Below are 15,817 nucleotides of genomic sequence, written 5' to 3'. Positions count from 1 at the left end.
ACGATTTCACTTAAGTGCCCAATATGAGCATTTGATGGCCCTCGACATCGACTCGCCGAAAGCTCAACCCGTAGGCTTGCGCCAGATAAAATGGAGTGAGAACCTCATCCCGGCGGCCGCAGGCAATGAGTTTACCGCGCTTTAGTAACCAGGCTTTATGCGCATGGCGCAGCGTGTGGTTCAGATCGTGACTGCTCATCACAATCGCGATTCCAGCCTGACACAACTGGTGTAATACCCGGTCCAGAGCGTTTTGTTGCGCAACATCAAGGCTATTCATCGGTTCATCAAGCAGCAGTAATTGACCGACCGGATTAGCGTCGGGATGAATTTGTAGTATGACGGCAGCAAGGCGAACACGCTGCCACTCGCCGCCGGAAAGCTGATTGACGCATCTCCCCAGTTTGTCGCCCAATCCAAGCATATCGGCCACGTCGTTAAGATGCCCGGTTCGCGTTTTATCAGGTTGATGCAATGTCAGGTAGTGCCAGACCGGCATAGCGAAGGGCGGATTTTGTTGTTGCGCAAGGTAAGCGCGGTGTTGGGCAAGCTTTGACGCTATCCATGTCTCTAGCGGCGCTCCGCCAAACCTAATGCTCCCCTCGCCGGAGGTTAACCCTGCCATACGTGCCAGAAGCGTGCTTTTCCCGGCGCCGTTCGGCCCGACAAGGTGAAGGATCTCTCCTGCGCTTACTTCGCCGGAAAGCGGCCCCAGGCGGGTGCTCTCGGCGACATCCTTTAATTGCATCAATTGAGACATTATTTTGCCAACGCGATTTTTATGCTTTCCATCACAATAGGATCTTCAGGCGTCATATCCGGTGAAAAACGCTGTACTACCTGACCATCCCGGCCCACCAAAAATTTTTCAAAATTCCACAGAATATCATCCGGATAGAGCGGAGTACGCCCTTTGCTTACCATTCGTTCGTAAAAACCGCTCTTGTCCGGCGCGACTGCCGTTGGCGCAGCGGCTATCAGTTTTTGGTACAGCGGATGGCGCGCTTCTCCATTCACGTCAATTTTGCTGAACATCGGGAATGTTACGCCCCAGGTGTTGGCGCAGTAGGTTTTAATCTCTTCTTCACTGCCTGGTTCCTGCCCCATAAACTGATTGCAGGGAAAGCCCAACACGACAAACCCCCGATCTGCCCACGCCTTATGGATATTTTCCAACTGTTCATATTGCGACGTCAGACCACATCTGGAGGCGACATTCACAATGAGCAGCACTTTTCCAGCGTATTTTTCAAGTGTAGTGGCCTCTCCATCAATCGTCGTAACATGAGTATTAAGAAGCGAGTTTTGCATGGCGTCTCCCTGATGTCGGTAGAATAGTGGGTTTCATCGTTAGCCTTTAATCATAGACTGCGAATGATGAAAACAGTTGCTTACCGATGCGCTAACGCGCAGATTTGAGCAGCAGCCAGATAAATACCGGCGCGCCCAGCGTGGCGGTGACGACCCCGATAGGCAGTTCAGCCGATGCCAGCGCCAGGCGGGCGACCACATCAGCCAATAGCAGCGCGATAGCCCCGGCCAGCGCACAACCGGGAAGTAAAACCCGGTGATCGGTTAAACCACATAAACGCAGGATATGCGGAATGACCAGGCCGATAAAACCAATCGCCCCCGCCATCGCCACACTGACGCCCACCATCCAGCCGGTAGCGACGACTAGCAGATTGCGCCAGAGCCACAGCGGCAGTCCGAGCTGCCGCGCCGGAGTCTCCCCTAGCGCCAGTATATTCATCGGTTGCGACTGACAACATATCCAGATCAGCACCGGGATGAGCGCCGTCATCAGCCAGCTCTGCTGCCAGTCAACGCCGCCGAATCCTCCCATCATCCAGTACATTAATTGCCGCAAATCGAAAGAGGTGGAAAAATAGATGGCCCACGTCATCAGCGCACTGCAGATAATGCCCAGCGCGACGCCCGCCAACAACAAGCGGCTGGTAGAGAGATGGCGGCGCGCAAAACGCAGTAGAATTAACGTAATAGTGAGCGCGCCGGCTATAGCGCACAGTCCCAGCGACCATCCTGGCAGTTGCCCCTGCCCCAACAGGACGGCGGCAATAAGCCCAACACCGGCCCCGTTCGAAACGCCGAGTAAGCCAGGTTCAGCAAGCGGATTTTCAAACAGCGCCTGCATCACTGCGCCAGATAGCGCCAGCGAAGCGCCAACCAGCAATACCGCAAGCGTACGGGGAAGGCGAATTTGCCAGACAAACAGCTCCCCCCGGGAGCTTAACCAGTCACCGGGAGCAATCCACTGTTCGCCTGCGCATAAACTCAGAAGTGTAGCCAGTAGCACCAGCAGTGACAGGCTCAGAAGCCAGCGTACGTTTCGTCGCTGTTGTTGGCGGGCAAAAGTCAGCATGTTATCCATTCAGCTGAAAAGAGGTAGCGTGATTTTACGGTGGGTATTCCATACTTGAAAGAAAAAAGGCCGCAATGCGGCCTTTTTAGTTATACGCGTCATCTTTCAGACTGGCAAATCCCCTCGCCTCCTGCAGATCGACTTTCAGGAGAGCAGGATATCTGCCGCAATGCACCCTGATGGATGTTATGCCTGGATCTGATTACTCTTCTTTGGGCGAAGCGTTTTCGACCCGGCTCTTTAACTTCTGTCCGGGTCTGAAGGTCACCACGCGCCGTGCTGTAATAGGAATATCTTCACCCGTTTTCGGGTTACGCCCCGGACGTTGATTTTTATCACGCAGATCGAAGTTACCAAAACCAGAGAGTTTCACCTGCTCACCGTTTTCCAGAGCACGACGGATCTCTTCGAAAAACAGTTCAACCAGTTCTTTGGCATCCCGCTTGCTAAGCCCAAGCTTATCAAACAGATATTCTGACATTTCAGCTTTTGTAAGCGCCATAGGTTCAATCCCTCAATGATGCCTGGAATCGCTCTTTTAATGCCTCTACACATTTGGCGACGGTAGCGGCAATCTCCTCTTCTTCGAGTGTACGGTTGGTATCCTGAAGGATCAGGCTGATAGCGAGGCTCTTATAACCCTCCGCAACACCCTTACCGCGGTACACGTCAAATAAGTTTACGCCAACTACCTGATTTACGCCAACTTTCTTACATTCGGATAAAATATCCGCTGCGGGAACGTTTTCTGCAACAACAACCGCAATGTCGCGACGATTGGCCGGGAAGCGTGAAATCTCCCGCGCCTGAGGCACGATACGGTCTGCCAGACTATTCCATTCCAGTTCAAACACCAGCGTACGACCATTTAGATCCAGTTTACGTTCCAGTTCTGGGTGAACAACCCCAATAAAACCAATACGTTCATCTTTCAGATAAATCGCCGCAGACTGTCCCGGATGCAGCGCCGGATTCATCTCCGGCTTGAACTGGATATCGTCCAGTTTGCCGGTTAAATCCAACACCGCTTCCAAATCGCCTTTCAAATCATAGAAATCAACGGTCTCTTTTGCCAGGTTCCAGTGTTCATCATAGCGGTTACCGCAAATCACGCCAGCCAGCATCAGATCCTGCCGAATACCCAGATTGGCTTGTGTATCCGGAACAAAACGTAAACCGGTTTCGAAAATACGCACGCGATTCTGCTGACGGTTCTGGTTATAAACTGCTGTCGCCAGCAATCCGCTCCACAGCGACAGACGCATCGCCGACATCTCAACGGAGATAGGATTTGGCAGCAGCAGCGCTTCTACGCCCGGATGGATGAGTTGTTGTACTTTAGGATCGACAAAGCTATAGGTAATTACTTCCTGGTAGCCTTTGTCGTTCAGCATAGTTTTAACCCGCTTCAACGACAGATCGGCTTCACGATGCGTCCCCATGATTAAACCGGCCTGGATTGGCTCGTCCGGAATATTGTTATAGCCGTAGACGCGGGCGACTTCTTCCACCAGATCTTCTTCAATCTCCATATCGAAACGCCAGCCCGGCGCAACGGCTTTCCACTCATCCTGCCCTTCGGTTACTTCACAACCCAGACGACGCAGAATATCGCTGACCTGCTCATCCGCAATGTGATGCCCGATCAGGCGATCCAGTTTGCTGCGACGCAACGTAATGGTGGCACGTTTCGGCAGAGTAGCTTCGTTCGTTATGTCGATTACTGGACCGGCTTCACCGCCGCAGATATCAAGAAGCAGGCGGGTCGCACGCTCCATCGCTTTATATTGCAATGCCGGATCAACGCCGCGCTCGTAGCGATGAGACGCATCGGTATGCAGACCGTGGCGGCGAGCGCGACCGGTGATAGACAACGGGTTAAAGTACGCGCACTCCAGCAACACGTTTTGCGTTTCACCGTTCACACCGGAATGTTCGCCGCCAAAAATACCGCCCATTGCCAACGCTTTCTGATGGTCAGCAATAACCAGAGTATCGGTATCCAGCTTAGCCTCGGAGCCATCGAGCAGAACCAGCGTTTCACCTTTTTTCGCCATCCGCACGACAATCCCGCCGTCAATACGGTCTTTGTCGAAGGCGTGCATCGGTTGGCCCAGCTCAAGCAGGACATAGTTAGTGACGTCAACCACCGCATCAATGGAACGAATACCGCAGCGACGCAGTTTCTCTTTCATCCACAGCGGCGTCGGCGCGTTAACATTGATGCCTTTCACCACCCGGCCAAGATAGCGTGGGCACGCATCAGCAGCGTCTACCGTAATCGGCAGCGTATCGCTGATGGTTGCCGCAACCGGCGTCATTTCCGGCTCCTGCAACGAGGCTTTGTTCAGTACAGCCACATCACGAGCGATGCCGATGATGCCTAAGCAGTCCGCACGGTTCGGCGTGACGCTAATTTCGATGGTATTGTCATCAAGCTTCAGGTATTCGCGAATATCGGTACCGATCGGCGCATCCGCTGGTAGTTCGATAATGCCGCTGTGATCGTCGGAAATCCCCAGTTCGGAGAAGGAGCACAGCATCCCTTCAGATGGTTCGCCGCGCAGTTTCGCCGCTTTAATTTTGAAATCGCCCGGCAGGATGGCGCCAATGGTGGCCACCGCGACTTTCAGCCCCTGACGACAGTTTGGCGCGCCGCAGACGATATCCAACAGGCGTTCGCCGCCGACGTTGACTTTCGTTACGCGCAATTTGTCAGCGTTCGGGTGCTGGGCACACTCAACCACTTCCCCAACCACAACGCCATTGAAACTTCCCGCGACCGGCTCAACACCGTCGACTTCCAGGCCAGCCATCGTAATCTGGTTTGCCAGAGCATCGCTATCGATTGCCGGGTTAACCCACTCGCGTAACCACAGTTCGCTGAATTTCATTATTTTATCCTGCCTTTATTTAAACTGTTTGAGGAAACGCAGATCGTTTTCGAAGAATGAACGCAGATCGGTGACACCGTAACGCAACATGGTCAGACGCTCCATCCCCATACCAAAAGCAAAGCCGGAATAGATTTCCGGATCGATACCGACATTACGCAGCACATTCGGATGCACCATTCCGCAGCCCAGCACTTCCAGCCATTTGCCGTTTTTGCCCATCACATCCACTTCGGCAGAAGGTTCGGTAAACGGAAAATAAGAGGGACGGAAGCGAATCTGCAGATCTTCTTCAAAGAAATTACGCAGGAAGTCGTGCAGCGTCCCTTTGAGGTTGGTGAAGCTGATGTTGGTGTCAACAATCAGACCTTCCATCTGATGGAACATCGGAGTATGCGTCTGGTCGTAGTCATTACGGTATACGCGGCCCGGCGCGATAATACGGATCGGCGGTTGCTGCGCTTTCATCGTCCGGATCTGGACGCCAGACGTCTGGGTCCGCAGCAGACGGGTCGCGTCAAACCAGAAGGTATCGTGATCGGCGCGGGCCGGATGATGACCCGGAATGTTTAACGCATCGAAATTATGATAATCGTCTTCGATTTCCGGGCCAGTCGCCACGGTAAAACCAAGCTCGCCGAAGAAACTTTCAATACGGTCAATGGTACGCGTGACCGGATGCAGACCGCCGTTCTCAATACGGCGCCCCGGCAGAGAGATATCGATGGTTTCAGCGGCCAGACGGGCGTTAAGCGCTGCGCTTTCCAGCTCGGCTTTACGCGCGTTAAGAGCCTGTTGTACCTGCTCTTTCGCTGCGTTAATGACTGCCCCGGCTGCCGGACGTTCTTCCGGCGGCAGATCGCGTAAGGTCGTCATCTGAAGGGTTAAATGCCCTTTCTTGCCCAAATATTCGACGCGTACATTATCTAACGCGGCAACATCTGACGCCTGGTTAATGGCGGCCGCTGCATTGGCAACCAGCTCTGCGAGATGTGACATGGTTTTCCTCATTGTGTCGGTGAAGACACCGGTTCATTGGATGTAATCTCTCGATTTCAGGTACAAAAAAAGCCTCCATCAGGAGGCTTTTTTTGCGCTGTTTTTCGTTTCGTTTTTCACGCGCTAGCCTCCTGGGATCAGGTGCTAAAGTAAAAAAAGAAACGGAAAATAGCAGCGTTCATGCTTGCGTTACCTTATGTGGTAAAACCGGATATCCTTTATTGAAAAGGGTTACGAGTTAATTGTCAATTCACTGAACCGTAATTAAAAGAGAGGGAGCCAGGCTCCCTCTCTTCACTGGCTTATGCCAGAGCTGCTTTCGCTTTTTCAACCAGCGCGCTGAACGCGACTTTGTCAAATACGGCGATATCAGCCAGGATCTTACGGTCGATTTCAACAGAGGCTTTTTTCAGGCCGTTGATGAATTTGCTGTAAGAAATACCGTTCTGACGTGCTGCTGCGTTGATACGCGCAATCCACAGTTGACGGAACTGACGCTTACGTTGACGACGGTCACGGTAAGCATACTGACCAGCTTTGATAACTGCCTGGAAGGCAACGCGGTATACGCGAGAACGCGCACCGTAGTAGCCTTTGGCTTGTTTCAAAATTTTCTTGTGACGTGCGCGTGCAATTACACCACGTTTTACGCGAGCCATATGTGCTCTCCTGTATCTATTCTAATTAAAAAGTTAAAAACGTTAACGGCTTATGCGTACGGCAGGCACGCGATAACCAAGCCCAGATCGCCTTTAGAAACCATGGCTTTCGGACGCAGGTGACGTTTACGTTTAGTCGCTTTTTTGGTCAGAATGTGACGCAGGTTAGCGTGCTTGTGCTTAAAACCACCTTTACCGGTTTTTTTGAAGCGCTTAGCAGCACCGCGTACGGTCTTAATTTTTGGCATTTTAATAACTTCCACTTCGCATTGTTAATAAACGAAACCCAGGCGAACAAAACCTGTGAAGCCCGAAAGCTTCACAGAATTGTTACTTGAAGGCCTTACTGTTTCTTCTTGGGAGCAAGCACCATTATCATCTGGCGGCCTTCGATCTTCGTTGGGAAGGATTCGACCACTGCCAGTTCTTGCAAATCGTCTTTCACGCGATTAAGCACTTCCATACCGATTTGCTGGTGAGCCATCTCACGACCGCGGAAACGCAGCGTGATTTTGGCCTTATCGCCCTCTTCGAGAAAGCGAATCAGGCTGCGGAGTTTTACCTGATAGTCGCCTTCATCTGTCCCAGGACGGAATTTAATTTCCTTAACCTGGATAACTTTTTGCTTTTTCTTCTGTTCCTTAGAAGACTTACTCTTTTCATAGAGGAATTTGCCGTAATCCATTATACGACAAACCGGCGGCTCGGCGTTAGGGCTGATTTCGACTAAGTCTACTCCGGCTTCTTCAGCTTTTTCCAGAGCTTCTCTCAGACTCACAATACCAAGCTGCTCGCCTTCCAGACCTGTTAAGCGAACTTCTTGCGCGCGAATTTCGCTATTAATACGATTCGGACGCGCCGTTTGAACTCGTTTTCCGCCTTTAATACTTTATTCCTCCAGTTGTTGAAGACTGCGGCTGCGAATCTCTTGTTGCAGCTTCTCAATCACCTCATTTACGTCCAGACTGCCCAAGTCTTTACCGCGGCGGGTGCGAACGGCAACTTTGCCTGCTTCCACCTCTTTATCACCACAGACCAACATATAAGGGACACGACGTAAAGTGTGCTCGCGGATTTTAAAGCCAATCTTCTCATTTCTCAAGTCTGCTTTTACACGAATGCCCGCATTTTGTAGTTTCTGCGTCAATTCGTTAACGTATTCAGACTGCGAATCGGTAATATTCATCACCACTACCTGAACCGGCGCAAGCCAGGTCGGGAAGAAACCAGCAAACTCTTCTGTCAGGATACCGATGAAGCGTTCCATCGACCCAAGAATCGCACGGTGAATCATTACCGGCACCTTACGCTCGTTGTCTTCGCCTACATAGGAAGCGCTCAGACGAGACGGTAAGGAGAAGTCCAACTGTACTGTACCGCACTGCCATGCCCGATCGAGGCAGTCATATAGGGTAAATTCAATTTTCGGACCGTAGAATGCGCCTTCACCCAGTTGATACTCAAACGGAATATTATTCTCTTCCAGCGCAACCGCCAGATCCGCCTCAGCACGATCCCACATCTCATCGCTGCCAATACGTTTGTCAGGACGAGTGGAAAGCTTGACGACAACCTTCTCGAAGCCAAAGGTGCTGTACATATCGTAGACCATACGAATACAAGCGTTAACTTCATCGCGGATCTGCTCTTCTGTACAGAAGATATGCGCATCATCCTGGGTAAAACCGCGCACGCGCATCAGACCATGCAGCGCGCCTGACGGCTCGTTACGGTGGCAACTCCCAAACTCCGCCATACGTAGCGGCAAATCACGATAGGATTTCAGACCCTGGTTAAAGATCTGAACGTGGCCCGGGCAGTTCATCGGTTTGATGCAGTATTCGCGGTTTTCTGAAGACGTGGTGAACATCGCATCTTTATAGTTGTCCCAGTGCCCGGTTTTTTCCCACAGCACGCGGTCCATCATGAACGGGCCTTTTACTTCCTGATACTGGTACTCTTTGAGTTTAGAACGAACAAAGACTTCCAGCTCGCGGAAAATAGTCCAGCCGTCGTTATGCCAGAATACCATGCCCGGCGCTTCTTCCTGCATATGATACAGATCGAGCTGCTTACCAATTTTACGGTGGTCGCGTTTTGCAGCCTCTTCCAGGCGCTGCAGATAGGCGTTCAGGGCTTTTTTATCTGCCCACGCCGTGCCGTAAATACGCTGCAGCATCTTATTATTACTGTCGCCGCGCCAGTATGCGCCTGCGGTTTTCATCAGTTTGAAGTGATGGCAAAAACGCATATTCGGTACATGCGGACCACGACACATGTCGACATATTCTTCATGGTGGTACAAGCCAGGTTTATCATCATGGGCAATATTTTCATCAAGAATAGCCACTTTGTAAGTCTCGCCGCGCTTCACGAAGGTTTCGCGCGCGTCATGCCAGCTCACCTTTTTCTTGATAACGTCGTAATCTTTCTCGGCGAGCTCATGCATCCGCTTTTCGAGCGCTTCAACATCTTCCTGGGTTAGCGTGCGGTCAAGATCAACGTCATAGTAAAAACCGTTGTCGACAACCGGCCCGATAGCCATTTTCGTGTGCGGCCAGAGTTGCTTGATGGCATGGCCTAACAGATGCGCACAGGAGTGACGAATGATCTCAAGCCCCTCTTCATCTTTTGCGGTGATGATGGAAAGCGTCGCATCATTTTCAATCAGATCGGAGGCATCAACCAGCTCGCCGTTCACACGACCCGCAATGGTGGCTTTCGCCAGGCCAGGACCAATGTCCAGCGCAACATCCATTGGGCTTACAGGGTGATCATAATGGCGTTGGCTGCCATCAGGAAGAGTAATAACAGGCATGTTATATCCTTATTTGCAGTGGTGACCCATACGCAAGATCACATACAAAGAGAAAATTAATTTATTAACAGTAAGTTGCGTATCCATCTAACCAACAATTGCTAAATTGGTACACAATCTGGTACACAAATGATCATCCGCTACGCGTGATCTGTCATTTGGTCAAATGATGGTAACACTAATAAAAGGGAGATTGCACCTTTCTGTGTTACATCACCGTTCCATCATCAAATTCCCAGGATCTCATGATGTTGGAGGGAAGCAAGCTGGGGAGGTAATTCCCGCCTGTGCCGCGCCGACAGAAAAATTTATCTGGCGCGCTGTGGGGAATGTGAAAAATCAAGGCCAAGAACTGATGGAGCCTGTTACCTAACACGCAGTAGATCAGAGTACCTTGTGGTGTACCGCGGCGAAAGCATTTCTCGCTTCATAGCCCACTGTCGCAGAATCCCCTGCCCGGCGAAGTATAGCGTCCCCTTCCCGTCTTTTGCGTTAAGGTGGTCCAGCACTTCCATCAGTTTCTCGCTACCAGCGCGCGGCGCGTTATCATCGAAAAGGTTGAGTTGCGCTACGCCCTGGCTGAAGAAGTCACCCAGCATCACACCCGCTTTCTGGTAGCGGTGGCCATCTCGCCAGATTTTATCCAGGCACTTCACAGCCGCATTGATAATGTCGCGTGAATCCTGCGTGGGGGTGAGAAGCATCACACTGGCGCTGTTGCCGTAGCATGGCTCGTTCAGGACAAAGGGGGATGTTTTGACGAATGTTGAAATGAAACGACAGTACTGATGCTCGCCACGGAGTTTCTCTGCCGCGCGCGCAGCGTAGCTGCAAATAGCCTGGCGCATCTCCTCATAGCTTGTGACTCGCTCGCCGAAAGAACGGCTACAAACGATTTCCTGCTTTGTCGGCGCAAACTCTTCAAGTTCCAGACATGGCTCTCCGCGAAGCTCTCTCACGGTACGCTCCAGCACTACATTGAAATGTTTCCGGATAAAGCGGATATCGGAATCAGCCAAATCCAGAACCGTTCTGATGCCCATGACTTCCAGCTTCTTGTTGATACGATGCCCTACACCCCAGACTTCACTCACCGGCAATACCGCCATAAGTTTACGCTGACGCTCAACATTCGATAAGTCGACTACGCCGCCCGTTGATTGCTGCCACCGTTTTGCTGCATGATTAGCCAGCTTTGCCAGAGTTTTGGTCTGCGCAATTCCCACCCCCACAGTCAAACGCGTTCGTTGTTGTATCGTGGCGCGAATCTCCCTACCAAAATCTGTCAGATCGCGGCAATTTCTTACTCCTGTCAGATCACAAAAAGCCTCATCGATGCTGTAAATCTCAACCCTCGGCGACATCTCTTCGAGCATGGTCATTACCCGATTCGACATATCAGCGTAAAGCTCGTAGTTGCTGCTGAAGCAAACGACACCGGATCGCCGGAAGAGTTCTTTCTGTTTGAAGTATGGCTCGCCCATTGCGATACCGAGCTGTTTCGCCTCAGCGCTGCACGCTATGACGCATCCGTCGTTATTTGAGAGAACTACGACAGGGCGTCCCTTCAAATCTGGTCTGAATACAGTCTCACAACTGGCGTAAAACGAATTTACATCGCAAAGCGCGAACATACTTAACTCGCTACTTTAACGATGAAAGTAACGACGCCGAATACGTCCAGCGTGTCTTCACTGCCGATGATGATCGGTGAATAGGCGCTGTTCATCGGATTGAGCTGAACCGTAGGCCGCAGCTGCAGACGTTTAACAGTAAATTCCCCCCCCACAGCCGCGATAACAATATCGCCGTGTTCAGCAGTTCGTGAACTATCTACTACCAGCAGGTCACCGTCGCTAATGCCTGCTTCAATCATTGAATCACCAGTTGCTTTGACAAAATACGTTGAGCCAGGGTGAGAAACGAGCAATTCGTTAAGATCGATACGCTGTTCAACGTAGTCCGCCGCGGGACTGGGGAATCCACACGGCACTAAGTAACTGAAAAATGGGAGAGAAATAATTCCAGGCAATTCTGTAGGTCTGAAAAACTCCATAATCCATACCTTAAATACTGTTTTTATATACAGTAGTTTTAAAAAAGAAATAATTCAAGCATGTCATCACCTATCAACTGCTTAGATGTAGTAATTCTTTGATTTTTCTTATACAAAACTTTTCTAAAAACCAGTAATAGCGAGTTGACAAGTAGCACCAATGGGGCTATATTTAGACGCATGAGGTAACGGAAAGGCCGCCGTCCGAATCCCGAAAGGAAGAACGATGAGCACTAACGAAATGACCCAAGCCGAATTAGCAAAAATCAACGCTGAAATCGCTAAGCTGACTGCTGAGACATCGAAACTCAACAGAGAGTCAGCCTGGTATCCAATCGTCATTGCTATTGGTCTTATTGGAGCCGTAGCAAAACTGATTTAACAATTTAAGCCCCGGTAGGGGCTTTTTACAGGTGATACATGCGACTGATCAAAGACTACACGCCACCTACGCCGGAAGATCTGAACCAGTTAAAAGAGAAACTGGGTTATACCGGAGCACAGATGGCTGACCTTGCTGGCGTGGCAAGTAACAGCCAGTGGCGTAAATACACCGGCGGTGAATCCCCCAGAGCAATGTCGCCTCATATCCTGTTTTTTATGGCGGCACAACTTGCTTTAGACGATAAGGAATTAGCTTCCGTTCTGGAAAAAATGCAAGAAATCGGAGCTTCGTTTGAGAATATATAATGTTTTCTACAGGTTCTGCTTTCGTATTAAAAATTAGGATAAGAACATATTATAAATATTTTGAGGCAAATCATGGTTGATAAGATTATTTTAACTGTTACACCTATTTTTTCTATTCCGCCACGCAGCGCAGCAGCCGTCGAGACCTGGATGTATCAGGTTGCCAAGAGAACAAAGATACCAAACCGGATAGTATGCATAAGGGAAGAAGGATATCCGGATTTCACTACAGTTAACGAAAGATGCTCTATTCACCGCATCGGGTTCAGTAGAATTTATAAACGTATATTTCAAAAGTGGACTCGTCTGGACCCAATCCCTTACTCACAGCGTATTCTGAATATTGCAAAAGACTTCAATATTACTGACGAAAGCGTAATTATTGTACACAATAGTATGAAATTATACCGACAAATTCGTCAGCGCGCTCCTCATGTAAAGATGATAATGCATATGCATAATGCCTTCGAACCGGAAGGGTTAGATAAAGATGTCAAAATGATCGTTCCCAGTGAGTTCTTGAAGAATTATTACCGCAATCATCTCCCTTATGCAGATATTTCTATTGTCCCTAACGGAACAGATCCTTATTCCCTCGATAAAGACCTGGAGAAATTAAAGAAATCTGATCTAAATATTCCCTCTGATAAAAAAGTCATTTTTTACGCTGGCCGCATTTCTCCTGACAAGGGCGTAACTTTGCTTTTACAGGCTTTTGAATATTTGCTCAAAGAACGCAGCGATATAGAATTAGTTGTCGTTGGTGACTATATGAATAAAAGCAAAGGTGAAAAAGCCGCCTATCAGCGCGAAGTGCGAGAATTAGCAGAACGGCTAAAACCGCACTGCCATATGCTGGGAGGGGTTGCCCCAGAAAAAATATATAGCTATTATTCTTTGGCAGATTTAGTTGTTATCCCCTCTCAATTTCAGGAACCGTTCTGCATGGTTGCAATTGAGGCGATGGGCACAGGAAAACCTGTGCTGGTCAGTACACGCGGTGGAATGACAGAGTTTGTAAAAGAAAATGAAACCGGGTATCACTTGCAAGAGCCAATGACACCATTGACTATTGCACAAGATATAGAAAAAGTGCTCGATGCTCCTGACCTGAGCAATATAGCAAATAATGGAAGGAAATATGTTCTTGAAAATTATCTATGGTGGCATGTTACAAATAAATTCGAAAAAGTAATTGAAAAATGGTTTGATTAAATGTATTAGCTCAGACCTGATCTGACAGTTACTGGTTATTTATACAGGCATCTGTCAGATTACATCTGGCTTAACTTTTTCTCAGCCCAAATGCGCTTTCTATCAAGTAATATTTCCCTCGTCGTACGGCCACAACACATTTTCCCTGATGGGTTCGCTCATTATTATAGTGAGCCGGTCATTCATCAAGATCCAATTATAATGTATCAAGATCGACATATAACTTTTTACGGAACGCCACTTGATAAAACTCATTCAGTATCGTTTTATGGAACCGCTCGCGGATGCCGTTAGTCTGCGGCGACATCGCTTTGATTTTCGTGTGGTCGATATCATTTATCGCCAGATAAAGCTGATCATCATGGTGCTCCATTTTACCACAGCACTCAGTGCCTCTGCCGGTCAGTATTCTCAGCACCAGCCGTAAAATGGCAGCACACGATTATTCAGCAGATCCGCCTTAGTAATCAGCGCCTTGGTGATATACAACTTACAGTGAACAACTTTCGAGTACGTATCAACAAATATCTGCTGATAAATACGTCCGACGCCTTTCAGGTTGCCCACACAGAACGTCCTGTGAACCCAGATAACCCAGATGAGCGGTTTCAATCTCTCCACAGGCTTCGTCATCACTGACTTTACGCTCCAGCGCCGCGATCTGGCTGTCGGTCAGTTCGATGCCATTGCTGGTCACTTTCTCCTCCAGCGCTTTCAGGCATTTTTTGAAGTTCTCAGGGGGATGACGTAACCAGATGGAACGGACACCACTGCCGTAAATAAAAATGCCCTGTTTACGTCGCTCGTTGCTGGTCCGGTGCTGGCCGTGAGCCGGGAATGCGACAGCATAATCAACAACAGCCCGCTCAGTGGACTCATCGGTACGGTTTTTAAAGTTAGGCGAGCAGCGTCTACGATTTATCAACGCATCCACGCCCCACATAGCGCATCTCATCGACAACCTAACTTCTGCGCCAGATTCCCCTTTGTCGTTTTCACCTCGTTGGCTACCGCTTCAGGCAAGGCAGACCACAACGTCAGCACTGGCTTCGTTTTATGTTCGATAGCGTCCACAGTAACCTGGTAGTCGCAAAAATTCGCCGATCGGGGCGTATTCTGATCCATGATAAACGCGGCATAATTTCCTTCACTTTTTGACGGCGCCGTTCCGGTGAATAAAACTTTCCAGTAGCCGCTGGGAATTTCTACTGTAGCATCTTCTGGCAATGTAGCGATATGCCGCTCAAAAAGCGGGCCGGTTACCACATGTACTACGGATATATCAGCCTGTTTAGCAAGTTCGCGCACCCGGTTTTCCAGTGAAGCCCATGCCCCCTGATTCAGGGCGGATTTCTGCGGCGTAATATTCGATAAATAATTTAACGACGGCCAGTCTGATATACCGCCCAGCCCAGCCAACGGCGCCTGATGTCCCCTGTCGACTTTTAATAGCGCATGGGCATTCTTATAGGCGGAGGGCGCCAATGTATCCGAGGGCGGTAAATCGGGATCCTGCGCCCAGTTTCGCGGACGACCGCTTGCCTGGCTGGTTTTTGTCACGCTATAGGCAACCCAGTTCGCAAATTTCGTGGCGCTATTATTATTGAGCGTATAGGCATAACGGTAGAGGGTTTGATGACTTCCTCCCTGAGGACAGCCAACACTACAGTTATCAGGTTGCTGAACGAGTCCTTCACGATGAGGTAGCGCGGGCGCCGATGTTGTATCCTGGGGATGATACGATGTTGTACAGGCACTTAATAAAATTACGGGCAGTAATTTTAACAAATTAATGGTTTTACACACACTATTTTCCTTAATAATAAACACCCTAATAATACATGAGACAAGAATTTGGTGATCTTAACCCGGCAGAGATTAAGAAACCCCATCATTAAGGACAACATTACCACAGAAAAAATTAATAACAGGTTAACATTAAAACCATCAAATAAAATGAGCCCAAAAGGACACTCATGTTATTACATACAGGCATCATATTATATGCATAATCATAAAACCAACAATTGTTCGCACTCTGATAATAAATGAAAAAATGGGTACCCAATAACGTCTGTGGCGCAGATTTTTCAGGGCCATTTT

17 protein-coding genes, 1 pseudogene and 1 other annotated feature are annotated in these 15,817 nt (G+C 49.4%); of the genes and pseudogenes, 3 read left to right on the top strand and 15 right to left on the bottom strand.

Annotation, left to right across the window (positions count from 1 at the left end; genetic code table 11):
- Positions 1 to 10: 10 nt before the first annotated feature.
- The 13 genes from btuD to F4V61_RS01130 form a co-directional block, all read right to left on the bottom strand.
- Entirely contained in the window at positions 11 to 760 is a 750-nt protein-coding gene (gene btuD, locus F4V61_RS01195) for a vitamin B12 ABC transporter ATP-binding protein BtuD (RefSeq protein WP_038396099.1), read from the bottom strand.
- A complete protein-coding gene (locus tag F4V61_RS01190; protein ID WP_001181558.1) occupies positions 760 to 1,311 on the bottom strand; it encodes a glutathione peroxidase in 552 nt (183 codons plus the stop codon). Before F4V61_RS01190 ends, btuD begins: the two co-directional genes overlap by 1 nt.
- 91 nt (positions 1,312 to 1,402) lie before the next feature.
- Positions 1,403 to 2,383 carry a vitamin B12 ABC transporter permease BtuC gene (gene btuC / locus F4V61_RS01185; protein WP_038396100.1) on the bottom strand — a complete coding sequence of 327 codons (981 nt, stop codon included), beginning with the start codon at positions 2,381 to 2,383 and terminating at the stop codon, positions 1,403 to 1,405.
- Between the two features lie 202 nt (positions 2,384 to 2,585).
- Positions 2,586 to 2,885, bottom strand: coding sequence for an integration host factor subunit alpha (gene ihfA / locus F4V61_RS01180; RefSeq protein WP_001229266.1), 300 nt, complete (start codon positions 2,883 to 2,885; stop codon positions 2,586 to 2,588).
- A gap of 4 nt (positions 2,886 to 2,889) precedes the next feature.
- The gene (pheT, locus tag F4V61_RS01175; protein ID WP_038396101.1) at positions 2,890 to 5,277 is read right to left on the bottom strand and encodes a phenylalanine--tRNA ligase subunit beta; all 2,388 of its coding nucleotides are present in this window, start codon (positions 5,275 to 5,277) and stop codon (positions 2,890 to 2,892) included.
- A gap of 15 nt (positions 5,278 to 5,292) precedes the next feature.
- Positions 5,293 to 6,276, bottom strand: a complete 984-nt coding sequence (gene pheS / locus F4V61_RS01170; RefSeq protein ID WP_000018570.1) for a phenylalanine--tRNA ligase subunit alpha — start codon at positions 6,274 to 6,276, stop codon at positions 5,293 to 5,295.
- A 62-nt stretch (positions 6,277 to 6,338) separates the two neighbouring features.
- Positions 6,339 to 6,463 (bottom strand) — a sequence feature (Phe leader region).
- Positions 6,414 to 6,458: a pheST operon leader peptide PheM gene (pheM, locus tag F4V61_RS01165; protein ID WP_001386830.1), complete on the bottom strand. Its 45-nt coding sequence runs from the start codon at positions 6,456 to 6,458 to the stop codon at positions 6,414 to 6,416. It overlaps the preceding feature by 45 nt.
- Positions 6,464 to 6,578: 115 nt before the next feature.
- Positions 6,579 to 6,935 carry a 50S ribosomal protein L20 gene (rplT, locus tag F4V61_RS01160; protein WP_000124849.1) on the bottom strand — a complete coding sequence of 119 codons (357 nt, stop codon included), beginning with the start codon at positions 6,933 to 6,935 and terminating at the stop codon, positions 6,579 to 6,581.
- A 50-nt stretch (positions 6,936 to 6,985) separates the two neighbouring features.
- Positions 6,986 to 7,183 (bottom strand): 50S ribosomal protein L35, encoded by a 198-nt coding sequence (rpmI, locus tag F4V61_RS01155; RefSeq protein ID WP_001124225.1) that lies wholly within the window; start codon positions 7,181 to 7,183, stop codon positions 6,986 to 6,988.
- Between the two features lie 95 nt (positions 7,184 to 7,278).
- Positions 7,279 to 7,821: a translation initiation factor IF-3 gene (gene infC / locus F4V61_RS01150; protein ID WP_001574431.1), complete on the bottom strand. Its 543-nt coding sequence runs from the start codon at positions 7,819 to 7,821 to the stop codon at positions 7,279 to 7,281.
- Positions 7,822 to 7,824: 3 nt separating this feature from the next.
- Positions 7,825 to 9,753, bottom strand: a complete 1,929-nt coding sequence (gene thrS, locus F4V61_RS01145; RefSeq protein ID WP_080161028.1) for a threonine--tRNA ligase — start codon at positions 9,751 to 9,753, stop codon at positions 7,825 to 7,827.
- 365 nt (positions 9,754 to 10,118) lie between these two features.
- Positions 10,119 to 11,387 (bottom strand): Y-family DNA polymerase, encoded by a 1,269-nt coding sequence (locus tag F4V61_RS01135; protein WP_000457668.1) that lies wholly within the window; start codon positions 11,385 to 11,387, stop codon positions 10,119 to 10,121.
- 2 nt (positions 11,388 to 11,389) lie between these two features.
- Positions 11,390 to 11,809, bottom strand: coding sequence for a translesion error-prone DNA polymerase V autoproteolytic subunit (locus tag F4V61_RS01130; protein WP_000394195.1), 420 nt, complete (start codon positions 11,807 to 11,809; stop codon positions 11,390 to 11,392).
- 226 nt (positions 11,810 to 12,035) lie between these two features.
- On the opposite strand from F4V61_RS01130, the gene F4V61_RS22015 reads away from it, so the two are divergent.
- From F4V61_RS22015 to F4V61_RS01120, 3 genes are all read left to right on the top strand, one after another.
- The gene (locus F4V61_RS22015) at positions 12,036 to 12,191 is read left to right on the top strand and encodes a hypothetical protein (protein WP_000106124.1); all 156 of its coding nucleotides are present in this window, start codon (positions 12,036 to 12,038) and stop codon (positions 12,189 to 12,191) included.
- Positions 12,192 to 12,229: 38 nt separating this feature from the next.
- The gene (locus F4V61_RS01125; protein ID WP_001236869.1) at positions 12,230 to 12,499 is read left to right on the top strand and encodes a helix-turn-helix domain-containing protein; all 270 of its coding nucleotides are present in this window, start codon (positions 12,230 to 12,232) and stop codon (positions 12,497 to 12,499) included.
- Between the two features lie 72 nt (positions 12,500 to 12,571).
- On the top strand, positions 12,572 to 13,714 hold the full coding sequence (locus F4V61_RS01120) for a lipopolysaccharide N-acetylglucosaminyltransferase (protein WP_058345373.1): 1,143 nt from the start codon (positions 12,572 to 12,574) through the stop codon (positions 13,712 to 13,714).
- A 59-nt stretch (positions 13,715 to 13,773) separates the two neighbouring features.
- On the opposite strand, the pseudogene F4V61_RS01115 reads toward F4V61_RS01120, so the two are convergent.
- Both F4V61_RS01115 and F4V61_RS01110 read right to left on the bottom strand, forming a co-directional pair.
- A pseudogene (locus F4V61_RS01115) lies at positions 13,774 to 14,651 on the bottom strand (integrase core domain-containing protein); the annotation flags it as partial.
- Between the two features lie 14 nt (positions 14,652 to 14,665).
- Positions 14,666 to 15,520, bottom strand: coding sequence for a DNA/RNA non-specific endonuclease (locus F4V61_RS01110; RefSeq protein WP_000335345.1), 855 nt, complete (start codon positions 15,518 to 15,520; stop codon positions 14,666 to 14,668).
- Positions 15,521 to 15,817 lie beyond the last annotated feature (297 nt).

Source organism: Salmonella enterica subsp. arizonae (genome assembly GCF_008692845.1).
GTDB lineage: Bacteria > Pseudomonadota > Gammaproteobacteria > Enterobacterales > Enterobacteriaceae > Salmonella > Salmonella arizonae.
The sequence above is the reverse complement of the archived record's forward strand: the minus strand, read 5'-3'. Positions and strand labels throughout refer to the sequence as shown.

Bases quoted from the DNA above. Each gene is read 5' to 3' on its own strand.
- btuD (WP_038396099.1), bottom strand. From the start codon at position 760: ATGTCTCAATTGATGCAATTAAAGGATGTCGCCGAGAGCACCCGCCTG.
- F4V61_RS01190 (WP_001181558.1), bottom strand. From the start codon at position 1,311: ATGCAAAACTCGCTTCTTAATACTCATGTTACGACGATTGATGGAGAG.
- btuC (WP_038396100.1), bottom strand. From the start codon at position 2,383: ATGCTGACTTTTGCCCGCCAACAACAGCGACGAAACGTACGCTGGCTT.
- ihfA (WP_001229266.1), bottom strand. From the start codon at position 2,885: ATGGCGCTTACAAAAGCTGAAATGTCAGAATATCTGTTTGATAAGCTT.
- pheT (WP_038396101.1), bottom strand. From the start codon at position 5,277: ATGAAATTCAGCGAACTGTGGTTACGCGAGTGGGTTAACCCGGCAATC.
- pheS (WP_000018570.1), bottom strand. From the start codon at position 6,276: ATGTCACATCTCGCAGAGCTGGTTGCCAATGCAGCGGCCGCCATTAAC.
- rplT (WP_000124849.1), bottom strand. From the start codon at position 6,935: ATGGCTCGCGTAAAACGTGGTGTAATTGCACGCGCACGTCACAAGAAA.
- rpmI (WP_001124225.1), bottom strand. From the start codon at position 7,183: ATGCCAAAAATTAAGACCGTACGCGGTGCTGCTAAGCGCTTCAAAAAA.
- thrS (WP_080161028.1), bottom strand. From the start codon at position 9,753: ATGCCTGTTATTACTCTTCCTGATGGCAGCCAACGCCATTATGATCAC.
- F4V61_RS01135 (WP_000457668.1), bottom strand. From the start codon at position 11,387: ATGTTCGCGCTTTGCGATGTAAATTCGTTTTACGCCAGTTGTGAGACT.
- F4V61_RS01130 (WP_000394195.1), bottom strand. From the start codon at position 11,809: ATGGAGTTTTTCAGACCTACAGAATTGCCTGGAATTATTTCTCTCCCA.
- F4V61_RS22015 (WP_000106124.1), top strand. From the start codon at position 12,036: ATGAGCACTAACGAAATGACCCAAGCCGAATTAGCAAAAATCAACGCT.
- F4V61_RS01125 (WP_001236869.1), top strand. From the start codon at position 12,230: ATGCGACTGATCAAAGACTACACGCCACCTACGCCGGAAGATCTGAAC.
- F4V61_RS01120 (WP_058345373.1), top strand. From the start codon at position 12,572: ATGGTTGATAAGATTATTTTAACTGTTACACCTATTTTTTCTATTCCG.